At 67.6% G+C, this 12363-nt stretch carries 12 protein-coding genes; 8 read left to right on the top strand and 4 right to left on the bottom strand.

The window, feature by feature from the left end; genetic code table 11:
* Positions 1 to 109: 109 nt before the first annotated feature.
* From AMK34_RS13675 to AMK34_RS13660, 4 genes are read left to right on the top strand one after another with little or no spacing between them, the layout of a single operon-like run.
* Positions 110 to 1027, top strand: a complete 918-nt coding sequence (locus tag AMK34_RS13675) for a Rossmann-like and DUF2520 domain-containing protein (RefSeq protein ID WP_378415295.1) — start codon at positions 110 to 112, stop codon at positions 1025 to 1027.
* Positions 1024 to 1932: a pantoate--beta-alanine ligase gene (gene panC / locus AMK34_RS13670; protein WP_016337768.1), complete on the top strand. Its 909-nt coding sequence runs from the start codon at positions 1024 to 1026 to the stop codon at positions 1930 to 1932. The genes AMK34_RS13675 and panC overlap by 4 nt, the downstream gene beginning before the upstream one ends.
* A 12-nt stretch (positions 1933 to 1944) precedes the next feature.
* Complete coding sequence (gene panD, locus AMK34_RS13665; protein WP_016337767.1) at positions 1945 to 2439, top strand: aspartate 1-decarboxylase; 495 nt, start codon at positions 1945 to 1947, stop codon at positions 2437 to 2439.
* Between the two features lie 4 nt (positions 2440 to 2443).
* A complete protein-coding gene (locus AMK34_RS13660) occupies positions 2444 to 3223 on the top strand; it encodes a type III pantothenate kinase (RefSeq protein WP_038520863.1) in 780 nt (259 codons plus the stop codon).
* 46 nt (positions 3224 to 3269) lie between these two features.
* Here the strand turns inward: AMK34_RS13660 and AMK34_RS13655 are convergent, their stop codons facing one another.
* Both AMK34_RS13655 and AMK34_RS13650 read right to left on the bottom strand, forming a co-directional pair.
* Positions 3270 to 4034, bottom strand: a complete 765-nt coding sequence (locus AMK34_RS13655) for a class I SAM-dependent methyltransferase (RefSeq protein WP_073845595.1) — start codon at positions 4032 to 4034, stop codon at positions 3270 to 3272.
* Complete coding sequence (locus tag AMK34_RS13650; protein ID WP_073845593.1) at positions 4031 to 4804, bottom strand: class I SAM-dependent methyltransferase; 774 nt, start codon at positions 4802 to 4804, stop codon at positions 4031 to 4033. The genes AMK34_RS13655 and AMK34_RS13650 overlap by 4 nt, the downstream gene beginning before the upstream one ends.
* A gap of 96 nt (positions 4805 to 4900) precedes the next feature.
* On the opposite strand from AMK34_RS13650, the gene lysS reads away from it, so the two are divergent.
* Both lysS and AMK34_RS13640 read left to right on the top strand, forming a co-directional pair.
* On the top strand, positions 4901 to 6412 hold the full coding sequence (gene lysS / locus AMK34_RS13645) for a lysine--tRNA ligase (protein WP_038520856.1): 1512 nt from the start codon (positions 4901 to 4903) through the stop codon (positions 6410 to 6412).
* A gap of 151 nt (positions 6413 to 6563) precedes the next feature.
* On the top strand, positions 6564 to 6917 hold the full coding sequence (locus AMK34_RS13640) for a histone-like nucleoid-structuring protein Lsr2 (RefSeq protein ID WP_005165380.1): 354 nt from the start codon (positions 6564 to 6566) through the stop codon (positions 6915 to 6917).
* Positions 6918 to 6923: 6 nt separating this feature from the next.
* Here the strand turns inward: AMK34_RS13640 and AMK34_RS13635 are convergent, their stop codons facing one another.
* Positions 6924 to 7763, bottom strand: a complete 840-nt coding sequence (locus AMK34_RS13635; protein WP_073845591.1) for a helix-turn-helix domain-containing protein — start codon at positions 7761 to 7763, stop codon at positions 6924 to 6926.
* 66 nt (positions 7764 to 7829) lie between these two features.
* On the opposite strand from AMK34_RS13635, the gene AMK34_RS13630 reads away from it, so the two are divergent.
* Positions 7830 to 8411 (top strand): TIGR03086 family metal-binding protein, encoded by a 582-nt coding sequence (locus AMK34_RS13630; RefSeq protein WP_073845589.1) that lies wholly within the window; start codon positions 7830 to 7832, stop codon positions 8409 to 8411.
* Here AMK34_RS13630 and AMK34_RS13625 read toward each other — a convergent pair.
* Positions 8408 to 9226 (bottom strand): iron-sulfur protein, encoded by an 819-nt coding sequence (locus AMK34_RS13625; RefSeq protein ID WP_073845587.1) that lies wholly within the window; start codon positions 9224 to 9226, stop codon positions 8408 to 8410. The two genes, AMK34_RS13630 and AMK34_RS13625, sit on opposite strands and share 4 nt — an antisense overlap.
* Before the next feature lie 347 nt (positions 9227 to 9573).
* Here AMK34_RS13625 and AMK34_RS13620 point away from each other — a divergent pair, with 347 nt between their 5' ends.
* Positions 9574 to 12132, top strand: coding sequence for an ATP-dependent Clp protease ATP-binding subunit (locus tag AMK34_RS13620; protein WP_038520844.1), 2559 nt, complete (start codon positions 9574 to 9576; stop codon positions 12130 to 12132).
* Positions 12133 to 12363 lie beyond the last annotated feature (231 nt).

Raw genomic sequence — 12363 nt, 5'->3', positions numbered from 1 at the left:
GCGCCGGGTCAGACCCGGGGCGGAGGGTTACCCTCGCGCCGTCGTCTGGTACCCGCGACCGCAGAGCGGGACTGGAACGAGTTGAGGAGTTTTCGACCATGAGCGTCCCCTGGCGCACGCCATGATGAGGCCCGCTCGCTTGGCCGTGGGCGTCGTTTCCGCAGGTCGCGTCGGCAGTGTCGTAGGCGCGGCGCTCACCAGGGCCGGGCACACGGTCGTCGCCGCTTCGGGCCTTTCCAACGCTTCGGTGCGCCGGGCGGAGCAACTGCTCCCCGACGTGCCGCTCCTGCCGCCCGACGAGGTCGCTCGCAGGGCCGATCTGGTCCTGCTGGCCCTGCCGGACGACGCGCTCGCCGGAATGGTGCGCGGTTTCGTCGCCACCGGTTCGCTGCGCCCGGGACAGATCGTCGTGCACACCTCCGGGTCGCACGGCATCGACGTCCTCGCGCCCGCCGCCGAGGCGGGCGCGCTGCCGCTGGCGCTGCACCCCGTGATGACCTTCACCGGCCGTCCCGAAGACCTCGACAGGCTCGCCGCCTGCAGTTTCGGCGTCACGGCGGCGGAGGGTGACGAGGCGGCATGGAACGTCGGCGAGGCGTTGACCGTGGAGATGGGCGCGGAGCCCGTCCGGGTCCCCGACGAAGCGCGAGCGCTCTATCACGCGGCGTTGGCGCACGGTGCGAACCACCTGATGGCGCTGGTCGCCGACTGCGCGGAACTGTTGCGGGAGGCGGGAATCGCCCAGCCCGAACGCCTGGTGGCTCCGTTGTTGTCGGCGGCGTTGGATAATGTTCTGCGACACGGGGACCGCGCACTGACCGGGCCGGTGGCCCGTGGTGATCTCGGCACCGTGCGCAAGCATCTCGCGGTGCTGGCCGAACGTGGCCCCGACATCGCCCCGAGCTATCGCGCGCTGGCCAAGCGCACGCTGGCGCGCGGCGACGCCGCCGGGCTCTTGGACGCCTCGGCCGCCGCCGAGCTCACCGAACTCCTCAGTGACCCCGCCGAAGGGCAGCAAAACCAGTGACCACACCGAAATTCGCCCGAGGCACGCTGCACACCTTCCAGCCGCCGGAGCAGGTCAGCCAGGTGACGCGTGCGCTGCACGGCGTCGGCCGCAAGGTCGCGCTGGTGCCCACGATGGGCGCACTGCACGCCGGTCACCGTGAGCTGATCCGCCGGGCGAAGCGGCTTCCGAACACGGTCGTCGCGACGTCGATCTTCGTGAACCCCCTGCAGTTCGGGGAGGGCGAGGACTTCGAGGCGTACCCGCGTCCGCTGGACAAGGACCTCGAGGTGCTGAAGGAGGACGGAGTCGAGCTGGGCTTCCTGCCCAAGGCGTCGGATCTGTATCCCGAAGGGGCCACCGTCACGGTGCATCCCGGCGCGCTCGGCGACGAGTTGGAAGGCGCGGTGCGGCCGGGGCATTTCGCCGGCGTGCTCACCGTGGTGGCGAAACTGTTCAACATCGTGCGGCCGGACTACGCCTTCTTCGGGGAGAAGGACTACCAGCAGCTGGTGCTGATCAAGAAGATGGTGCGCGACCTGAACTTCGACACCCGCGTCATCGGGGTGCCGACGGTCCGGGAGCGCGACGGGCTGGCGTTGTCCTCGCGCAACGTCTACCTGACTCCGGAACAGCGCGAGGACGCGATCGTGTTGTCGGCGGCGCTCACCGCGGGTGCCTTCGTCGGACGCGACGGCGCGGAAGCCGTGCTGGCGACCGCCAGGCAGACCCTCGCCGCGCGACCCGCGGTCGAGGTCGATTATCTGGAATTGAGGGGAACCGACCTCGGGCCCGCGCCCGTCGACGGTGAGGCGCGTCTGCTGATCGCGGCCAGGGTGGGGAGTACCCGGCTGATCGACAACGTCCCGGTGGTGCTCGGCGCGGCCGTGGACCATCCGGAACACGCGCCGGACGCAGGGGAATAGGGAGAGTCCACGATGTACCGCACGATGCTGAAATCGAAGATCCATAGGGCGACGGTCACCCAGGCCGATCTCCACTACGTCGGATCGGTGACCGTCGACGAGGACCTGATGGACGCGGCGGATCTGCTGCCGGGCGAACAGGTGTCCATTGTGGACGTCACCAACGGCGCGCGGCTCGAGACCTACGTGATCGCGGGCGAACGCGGCAGCGGGGTGCTCGGCATCAACGGCGCCGCGGCGCATCTGGTGCACCCGGGCGATCTGGTGATCCTGATTTCGTACGCGCAGATGGAGAACGCCGAGGCGGCCGCGTTCCGGCCGCGCGTCGTCTTCGTCGACGCGGACAACCGGATCGTCGAGAAGGGCGCAAACCCCGGGCACGCGCCGGAGGGCTCCGGCCTGTTGAGCGGCACCGTGACCCTGGCCGACGACGACACGATGACCTTCCCGGTCGCCGAAACCGCCGACGCCCGCCGTCTCGACGCGCTGCTGCACGCCGAAAGCTGAGTCCTTGCTGCTCACGATCGACGTCGGCAACACCAACATCGTTCTCGGGCTGTACTCGGGAAACGACCTGGCCGGTGACTGGCGGATGCGCACCGACGCGCGGATGACCGCCGACGAACTCGCGCTCACCATGCGCGGGCTCCTCGGCTCGCACGCGGACGCGGTCACCGGGATCAGCGCGCTGTCCACGGTTCCCGCCGTACTGCGGGAGCTGCGCGTCATGCTTTCGCGGTACTACGCCAGGGTGCCGAAGATCGTCATCGAGCCGGGGGTGCGCACCGGTGTGCCGCTCCTGGTCGACAACCCCAAGGAGGTGGGCGCGGACCGGCTGGTGAACACCCTGGCCGCGCATCACCTGCACCCGTCCACCGCCTGTGTGGTGGTGGATTTCGGGACTTCGACCAATGTGGACGCCATCTCCGCCAAGGGCGAGTTCCTCGGCGGCGCGTTCGCGCCCGGGATCGAGATCTCGGTCGACGCGCTGGCCGCGCGCGCCGCGGCGCTGCGCAAGGTGGAGCTGGTGCCGCCGCGGTCGGTGATCGGCAAGAACACCGTGGAATGCCTGCAATCCGGCATCCTCTACGGTTTCGCCGGCCAGGTCGACGGCCTGGTGAAGCGGATCAAGCGCGAGCTCTCACCGGGCGGGGTGGATCCGGTCGCGGTGATCGCGACCGGCGGCCTCGCGCCCCTGGTGCTCGGCGAGTCCGAGACGATCACCGAGCACGCGCCCGATCTGACGCTCCTGGGTCTCCGGCTGGTCTACGAGCGCAACCACCGCGTTTAGTCCTCTGAATGCGGTCCTTGCGTGGGCAACTACCGCATTTAGAGGACTAAACGCGCCGGGAGGCGATCATCAGCACCCGCCGCGTCATCAGGTCCTGGTTCCGCAGCGTCTGTTCGAGGCTCGCCCGGAGCCGCGAAGGATCGTCGCCCGATTCCGCCGCCAGCTCCTCCAGCCGTTCGAGCGAAAGCTCCATGGTCCGCCGCTGCCGCGCCCGCCAGTCCGGTGTCTCCTCGTAGGCGAGGACGTCGAAGCCGGCGGCCTCCAGCAGCGGCCGGTGGTCGGCGACCTGGGGCGGCCGGTTCACCGGCTGCCCGTCGAAGTCCCAGGTCGTGACGAGCAGCCGCCCGCCCGGCGCGAGGATCCGTGCGAACTCTTCGCAGGCGCGCCGCTTGTCGGGCGCGAACAGCAGCGCGTCGACGCTTATCACCGCGTCGAACGACGCGTCCTCCAGCCCGGTGTCCTGGAAGTCGCCGATCCGGAAATCGGTCGCCTCGACGTCCATCGCCTCCGCCCGGCGTCGTGCTGACGCCAGTGCCGTCGCCGCGATGTCGATGCCGGTGAGCGTCGCGTACGTGCGGGCGGCGACCCAAAGCCCGGGACCGCCGCGCCCGCAGCCGATGTCGGCGAGCCGCCCGCCCGGCTCCAGATGCGCTTCGGCCGCGATGCGGCGCAGGTCGGTCCGGGTCACGAAGCTGTAGGTGTCCAGCTCGGCGGGGTACTCGTCGCCGTAGACCTCGGCCCAGATCCGCGCGGACACCGCCGACGCGGGGGCGCCGAACGTGGTCGTGAACGCCGCCTTCCAGTCGGTCATCGCTTACGCGCCCGGAAGACGGTGGTGGTGATCGGGAGATCGAATTCCCCGGACGCGGTTTCCGGATTCCGGTCGAGGAATTCCCGCGCCGTGCGAAGTTTGGCTTCGCGTTCCTCCGCCGTGGCCACCAGCATGTGCGAATGGGTCGCGAGAGTGGCCACCAGGGTTTCCGCCGTCCTGGGTTGTTTGTGACCGAACGTCTTCTTCTCGAACGGCCCGAGGGCCTCGTGTTCCGGCAACGATTCGTAGTCGCTCAGCCAGCGCCTGCTCATCGAGGTCTTGATCAGCGCGTTCAACTCCGCCAGCCAGCCCGCCGACTCGTCGTCGTGGTTCCACAGCGCCGCAACGACTCCGCCCGGCCTCAGCACCCTGGCCATCTCCGGATAGGCCCGGTCGAGATCGAACCAGTGGACGGCCTGGCCCACCACGACGGCGTCCACGGATCCGTCCGGCAGCGGGATCTCCTCGGCGGTCCCGATGAGCGGGGTCACGGCGGGGAGTGTCCTGGTGAGCTCGGCGAGCATCTTCTCGTCCGGCTCGACGGCGGTGACCTCGACGCCCAGCGCCAGCAGTCCTTCGCTGACCTTGCCGGTCCCGGCCGCCAGGTCCAGGACCCGTTCCGGGGTTCCCGCCGCGCCGGCCAGCCCCCAGGCCAGTGCCTTTTCCGGATAGTCCGGCCGATGCGCGGCATAGTCGGCGGCCTTCGCGCCGAACGAGGCGGCGCGGCGTGCGTGCAGTTCGGGTTCGATGCCGGGAGTGGATGAGTTCACGCGCTCAAGGTTAATGGAGAGAAAACCGGCCGGTCCGGACCCGGAAAAGGTAATCCGGTTGGCGTAGGGAACCGGCGGGTTCGTACGCTGTGCGCCATGACTGAAATCCCCGCATCCGAGGGCGTGAGCCCCGACGAAGACCTGCCGGAACAGATGCGGGTGCGCCGGGACAAGCGCGACCGGATAATCGCGGAGGGTATCGATCCGTATCCGGTCGAGGTGCCCCGGACGCACTCGCTGGCCGAAGTGCGCGCGAAGCATTCCGGTCTTCCTGTCGACACCGCCACCGGCGACATCGTCGGTATCACCGGCCGGGTCATGTACATGCGCAATACCGGCAAACTGTGTTTCGCGAGTCTTCGTGAAGGCGACGGCACCGAGTTGCAGGCGATGCTCAGCCTCGCGAAGGTGGGCGAGGACGCGCTCGCGGCGTGGAAGTCCGATGTCGATCTCGGTGATCACGTATTCGTCTCCGGTGAGGTCATCACCTCCAAGCGCGGTGAGCTTTCCGTGATGGCCGACTCCTGGCGCATCACGTCGAAAGCATTGCGCCCGTTGCCCGTGGCGCACAAAGACCTGGCGGAGGAAACGCGGATCCGGCAGCGTTATGTCGATCTGATCGTGCGTCCCAAGGCGCGGGACGTGGTCCGTACCCGCGCCGGTGTGCTGCGTTCCCTGCGTGACTCGTTTCACGGCCGGGGATTCCTCGAGGTCGAGACCCCGATGCTGCAAACGCTGCACGGCGGTGCCGCGGCGCGGCCATTCGTCACGCATTCGAATGCCTTCGACCTCGATCTGTACCTGAGGATCGCGCCGGAGCTGTACCTCAAGCGTTGCGTGGTCGGCGGTATCGAGAAGGTCTTCGAGATCAACCGCAACTTCCGGAACGAGGGCAGCGACTCCTCGCACTCGCCGGAGTTCGCCATGCTCGAGTACTACGAAGCGTATGCGACCTATGACTCCAACGCGGTGATGACGCGGCAGCTCATCCAGGAGGCGGCGCAGAACGTTCTCGGCACTCAGGTGGTCACTCTCGCCGACGGTTCGGAGTACGACCTGTCCGGCGAGTGGACCACGCTCGGAATGTACGAGTCGTTGTCCGAGGCGTTGTCGGAAGAGGTCACTCCCGAGACGTCCGCGGACAAGCTGCGTTCCTATGCCGAAGCGCGAGAGCTGGAGCTCGACCCGAAGTTAGGCCACGGCAAACTCGTCGAAGAACTTTGGGAACATCTCGTCGGCGATCATCTCCACGAACCCACTTTTGTCCGTGATTTTCCGGTCGAGACATCCCCGCTGACCAGGCAACATCGCAGCAAGCCGGGGGTCGCCGAGAAGTGGGATCTGTACGTGCGCGGATTCGAACTGGCCACCGGATACTCCGAGCTGGTCGATCCCGTGGTAGAGCGTCAGCGTCTGGTGGAACAGGCTCGGCTGGGTGCGCAGGGTGATAGTGAGGCCATGAACCTGGATGAGGATTTCCTCCGCGCGCTGGAGTACGGAATGCCGCCGAGCGGTGGTGTCGGAATGGGGATCGACCGGTTGCTGATGGCGCTGACCGGCCTTGGTATCCGGGAGACCATCCTGTTCCCGCTCGTCCGACCCGAATAACCCGTCCGCGTGAGAGATACCTCGATCGTTCTCGTAAACAAGATTTGCGTTATGAGTCGGTAGCGGGTATTAATGTCGCTAGACAAAGTCTTCTGTCCGGGGCATGCCCCGTACCAGATCATTCGTGTAAGCCCCCAGCAGGAGGAAACAGATGGCACAGAAGGTGCTCGTCTCGCTCGTCGACGACCTCGACGGCACTGAGGCGGAAGAGACCGTCGAGTTCGGTTTGGACGGTGTGAGCTACCAGATCGACCTTTCCGCGGAAAACGCGGAAGAGCTTCGTGACGCGCTGGCCCAGTATGTGGAGCACGCCCGTCGCGCGGGTGGCCGTAAGCGCACCGCCATTCGTCCGGTCGCCGGCGTGAAGGCCGCCGCCCGTCCCGCGACCGTGGACCGCGAGCAGAACCAGGCCATTCGCGCCTGGGCCCGCAAGAACGGCTTCCAGGTTTCCGACCGTGGACGTATCCCGTCCGAGGTCGTGGAGGCCTACCACAAGAAGAACTGAGGTCTTTCAGACCAGACGGCCGCCGGGAAACCTTTCCCGGCGGCTTTCTTGTTCTTGTACACGGTTCAAGCGGGCGTACTCGGTGGGCGCCCATCCGGTCACGGAGCGGAAATCCCGGGTGAAGTGCGCTTGGTCGCTATAGCCCAGCGTGAACGCCAGTTCCGCGTAGTCCGGCCGTTCCTCGGCCGCGATCCGTGCCGCCGCTTCGTTCAATCGGTATACCTGAATCGCCCATTTGGGGGCGGTGCCGACATGTTCGGCGAACAGGCGTTGCAGGCTTCGTTGAGACATGCCCGTCCGGCTTGACAGCTCGGCGACCCGGGTAATGGACGGCTCGGCCGCGATTGTTTCCACCGCTTCGATGGCCGTCACGGCCGCGGCGGTGAGCACGGGGCGTTTCGCGAGGAGCAGTTCCTCCGCGGCACGGACCATTTCGAAGTCGTCCGTCGCATTCCGTACCGATTCCGTCACTCCTCCGGCGCCGGGGAAGAGATCGGTGAGCGGAACGGAACCGCCGGAGATCATCGAGACCGGACCGCCGAGGAATGCCCGGAATGCCCCAGGACGGAATCGCACGCCGATACCGTGGTCCGTGCCCTCGACGAGGTAGCGGAAAGGCCGTTTCCCCGGCCCGAACGCGCCGGCCGCGAGGCGGAAGAACGTGACGTTCACCGCGAGATTGGGCAAAACCGCCTGTTCCTCGCCCGGTCTGCCGCGCAGATCCCACCGCAGCACCCAGTGGTGGTCGACGTACGGGCGCAGTTCCGGCGAGGGCGGATGCCGGACGAGGCTGAACTTCGCCGCCCGCGCGTTGACGATCCCCGCCGGGATCCGGTGCCCGCTCACCGGATCAACCTAGCCGTGTCGCGTTTCTTCAAGACAGCGCGCCGTTGTCCGTGAACTCATGGCCTCATGTCCGAATACGCCACCCTGATCGCCCCCGCCGCCGCGGAGTTCACCGGAATCCTGCGCGGGATCGGCGAATCCGACCTCTCCGCCCGCACGCCGTGCGCCGAGTACGACGTCCGTGCGTTGCTGAACCACCTTCTCTACTGGGGTCCCTGGCTCGAGGCCGCCGGGAGCAAGACCGCGCCTCCCGAGATGTCCGTCGGTGAGGCCGAAGCGGGCCTCGTCGACGGCGAATGGCTCAATGCCATCGAGAAGCAGACCGCGCGGCTCGTGGACGTCTTCGGGACACCCGAAGCGTGGCAGGGCACGACGGCGCTCGGCACGGCGGAAATGCCGTCCTCGTTCGTCGGCGACATGGTGCTCGGCGAGTTCGTCTTCCACGGCTGGGACCTGGCGAAGGCGACCGGCCGCTCGCTCGACGTCGCACCCGAGGTGGCCGAAGCCGTCTTGGCGTCCGCCGCGGCGATGGGCGAACAGGCCCGGGCGATGAAGGTGTACGGGGAAGAAGTGCCCGTCGCGAAAGGCGCGACGACGTTCGAACGCGCTTTGGGCGCGACGGGGCGAAACCCCGGCTGGCTCCCTTAACGGACCCGCGGACAACCGCCGCATTCCGATTCCGCGGGAAGCAGATAGTTGTAACAGCAGCCTTCGCGGTTTCTCGTCCACTCGCGGCGTCCGTCGGCTCCCGATGTCAGCGTCAGCTTCGACGCGGACGTCAGCGGCGGGAACCGCGCTTCGAGTACCAGTGCGGCGTCCGCGACCCCGGCGCCCTCGGCCTCCGGGGTCCCGCCCAGCCGTCCCGCCGACCACAGCGCGTTGTCGAGCGCGTCTGTGGCGGCGGCCCACAACTGACGTCGCCCGAGCCTCGTCAGCGGGCCGTAGATGTCGATGAACCGGCTCGCGTGCGCGACGTAGCGGCCTCGCAGGACGGTCGCCAGCGCCCGCTCGTCCGGAGCCACGATGGCCTTCGGATGTGCCGAGCCAGGGTCGGTCGGCAGGCAGTGGAACCCGTCGCCGAGGACGGCCACCGAATCGGGATGGGGCCGGTCGGCGCCGATCCGGAACGCCAGCGCGGACGGCGCCAGCGAGGGGACGCGGCGCTCGTGATGGAGCAGCATCGCGCCGGCCAGGGCCGGGACGTGCAGGTACCAGGAAAGGATCCAGCTCGCCGGGGTCCGCTCGGGGATCGAGGCCGCCTCCGGATACGTCTCGGCGAGCCAGCCGGTGAGCCGCTCCCGCCAGCGCACGAGCCGGGCCGGTTCGCCGAGCAGGTCCCCGCAGCGGACCCAGCCCGGCTCGTCCTCCGGCACGTCCGCGCGGAGCCGGGCGTCTTCGGGCATCCTCGACAAGGAGGCCCGGAGCCCGTCCTCCGGCGACACGAGCGTGCGGGGATGCGACACACCGGCCTCCCGTCATTAGGTACGCCTAACCTTACATACCGTCCGTGACTACTCCGGACGGGTGTCCATCCACTGGGCGGAGCCCGTGTTCGCGCTCAGCGGACAACCCTCGTCCGGCGGAATCCGGACGCGTGTTCGCACGTTGGGCTTGACGTAAAGGTGCAGGGCAACCGGAAGATGAAAGAGCGCACGGCCGGAGAACGGCCTGGGCGCGAACGGGCCGCAATCAGCCGTAGTGGTACGCCAGCGCGACCGCATGGCTACTAGAGTGGTCTCACGGTGCTGAATCCATCGCGGTGAAAGCACGATGGAAACGGGCCGCCGTCGCAGCAGTCGAGGGAGTGCACATGTTTGAGAGGTTCACCGACCGCGCGAGGCGGGTGGTCGTCCTGGCCCAAGAAGAGGCCAGGATGCTCAACCACAACTACATCGGCACCGAGCACATCCTCCTGGGTCTGATCCACGAGGGTGAAGGTGTCGCCGCCAAGGCGCTGGAATCGCTGGGCATCGCGCTGGAGGGCGTCCGCCAGCAGGTCGAGGAGATCATCGGCCAGGGGCAGCAGGCCCCGAGCGGGCACATCCCCTTCACCCCGCGGGCCAAGAAGGTGCTTGAGCTGTCGCTGCGCGAAGCGCTGCAGCTCGGCCACAACTACATCGGCACCGAGCACATCCTGCTCGGGCTGATCCGCGAGGGTGAAGGCGTCGCCGCACAGGTGCTCGTCAAGCTCGGCGCGGACCTCAACCGGGTGCGTCAGCAGGTCCTGCAGCTGCTGTCGGGCTACCAGGGTGGCAAGGAGTCGACCGAGACCGGCTCCGGACGCGGTGAAGGCACCCCGTCGTCGTCGCTGGTGCTCGACCAGTTCGGCCGCAACCTGACCGTGCAGGCCCGCGAAGGCAAGCTCGACCCGGTCATCGGCCGGGGCAAAGAGATCGAGCGGGTCATGCAGGTGCTGTCGCGGCGCACCAAGAACAACCCGGTCCTCATCGGCGAGCCCGGCGTCGGCAAGACCGCCGTCGTCGAGGGGCTCGCGCAGAACATCGTCAAGGGCGAGGTCCCGGAGACGCTGAAGGACAAGCAGCTCTACACCCTCGACCTCGGCTCCCTGGTCGCCGGTTCCCGGTACCGCGGTGACTTCGAAGAGCGCCTGAAGAAGGTGCTCAAGGAGATCAAGACCCGCGGCGACATCATCCTGTTCATCGACGAGCTGCACACGCTCGTCGGCGCGGGTGCCGCCGAGGGCGCGATCGACGCCGCGTCGATCCTGAAGCCGATGCTGGCCCGTGGCGAGCTGCAGACGATCGGCGCGACCACGCTCGAGGAGTACCGCAAGTACATCGAGAAGGACGCCGCGCTGGAGCGCCGCTTCCAGCCGATCCAGGTCGGCGAGCCGTCGCTCGAGCACACGATCGAGATCCTGAAGGGTCTGCGTGACCGGTACGAGGCGCACCACCGCGTCTCGATCACCGACGGCGCGCTGGTGCAGGCGGCCACCCTCGCGGACCGCTACATCAACGACCGCTTCCTGCCGGACAAGGCGATCGACCTGATCGACGAGGCCGGCGCCCGGATGCGCATCCGCCGCATGACCGCGCCGCCGGACCTGCGCGAGTTCGACGAGAAGATCGCCGACGTGCGCAGGGACAAGGAGTCCGCGATAGACGCGCAGGACTTCGAGCGCGCCGCCCGCCTCCGCGACGAGGAGAAGACCCTCCTCGGCCAGAAGGGCGAGCGGGAGAAGCAGTGGAAGGACGGCGACCTCGACGTCGTCGCCGAGGTCGACGAGGAGCAGATCGCCGAGGTCCTCGCCAACTGGACCGGGATCCCGGTGTTCAAGCTCACCGAGGAGGAGACCACGCGTCTGCTCCGCATGGAGGAGGAGCTGCACAAGCGGATCATCGGCCAGGAGGACGCGGTCAAGGCCGTCTCCCAGGCGATCCGACGCACCCGTGCCGGCCTGAAGGACCCGAAGCGCCCGTCCGGTTCGTTCATCTTCGCCGGCCCGTCCGGTGTCGGTAAGACCGAGCTGTCCAAGGCGCTCGCGGCGTTCCTGTTCGGCGAGGACGACGCGCTCATCCAGATCGACATGGGCGAGTTCCACGACCGCTACACCGCTTCGCGGCTCTTCGGTGCCCCTCCGGGCTACGTCGGCTACGAAGAGGGCGGCCAGCTGACCGAGAAGGTGCGGCGCAAGCCGTTCTCGGTGGTGCTGTTCGACGAGATCGAGAAGGCCCACCAGGAGATCTACAACACGCTCCTGCAGGTCCTCGAAGACGGCCGTCTCACCGACGGTCAGGGTCGTACGGTCGACTTCAAGAACACCGTGCTCATCTTCACCTCGAACCTGGGTACCTCGGACATCTCCAAGTCCGTTTCGCTCGGGTTCTCGTCCGGCGGTGACAGCACCAACCGGTACGAGAAGATGAAGCAAAAGGTCAACGAGGAGATGAAGAAGCATTTCCGGCCGGAGTTCCTGAACCGGATCGACGACATCATCGTCTTCCACCAGCTGACCAAGGAACAGATCATCGAGATGGTCGATCTGATGATCGCCCGGGTCGAGACGCAGCTCAAGGCCAAGGACATGGAGCTGGAGCTCACGCCCAAGGCCAAGTCGCTGCTCGCCAAGCGCGGCTTCGACCCGGTGCTGGGCGCGCGGCCGCTGCGTCGCACGATCCAGCGCGAGATCGAGGACCAGCTGTCGGAGAAGATCCTGTTCGGCGAGGTCCAGGCCGGGCAGATCATCCTGGTCGACGTCGAAGGCTGGAACGACGAAGAGGGCGAGAAGGACGACAAGGCGCACTTCGTCTTCCGTGGCGAAGCCCGCCCCTCGTCGGTCCCGGACGCCCCGCCGGTGAGCATCGGTGCCGGCTCGACCGAAGAGAACGGTGAAGCCGAGGGCGAGTAACGCCTCTGCTCCGGAAGTGCCCGTCGCGGTTCGCCGCGGCGGGCACTTCCGCGTTTCGGTGCGGTGTGTCGTCCGTCTGATCACGCGTGTCCCGCCTCCAATCACGCGAGTTCGCCGTTCGATCACGCGAGTTCCGCCTCCGATCACGCGAGTTCCGCGTTCCGTCACGTGAGTTCCGTCTTTCCGCACGGACGCCATTCGTGTGTGGATGGACGACACGCGTGATTGGGC

The sequence above is a fragment of the Amycolatopsis sp. CB00013 genome (assembly GCF_001905755.1).
In the GTDB taxonomy this organism is placed as follows: Bacteria; Actinomycetota; Actinomycetes; order Mycobacteriales; family Pseudonocardiaceae; genus Amycolatopsis; species Amycolatopsis japonica.
This window is presented reverse-complemented; position numbering and strand designations above follow the sequence as displayed.